This is a genomic window from Methylobacterium sp. J-078, assembly GCF_022829285.1.
In the GTDB taxonomy this organism is placed as follows: domain Bacteria; phylum Pseudomonadota; class Alphaproteobacteria; order Rhizobiales; family Beijerinckiaceae; genus Methylobacterium.
Genome location: NZ_JAKSYI010000061.1, coordinates 1 through 301, shown reverse-complemented (window position 1 = coordinate 301; position 301 = coordinate 1). Strand labels below are relative to the sequence as shown.

General features: G+C 76.7%; 1 pseudogene. It reads left to right on the top strand.

What is annotated here, in order from left to right:
- Positions 1 to 301: pseudogene (locus tag MKK58_RS27125) on the top strand (ATP-binding cassette domain-containing protein); the annotation flags it as partial.

The following is a 301-nucleotide window of genomic DNA, read 5'->3' as shown; positions in this document are numbered from 1 at the left end:
CGGTCCGCCAGGCGCGGGTGGACGAGCTCCTGCGCCTGGTCCGCCTCGACGGGTTTGGCCCGCGCCGGCCCGACACCCTCTCGGGCGGCCAGCGCCAGCGCGTGGCCCTGGCCCGGGCCCTCCCGCCCTCCCCCCAGGTGCTCCTCCTCGACTAGCCGCTGGGCGCCCCCGACCGGGCCCTGGGCGAGCAGACGCAAGGGGAACAGCACGCCCTGCACCCGCCCCTCGCCCCAACCTTAATCCTGTGCAGCGACGACACACCCGACGCCAGCGGCTACGACCGCCGCACTCGCCTGCTGGG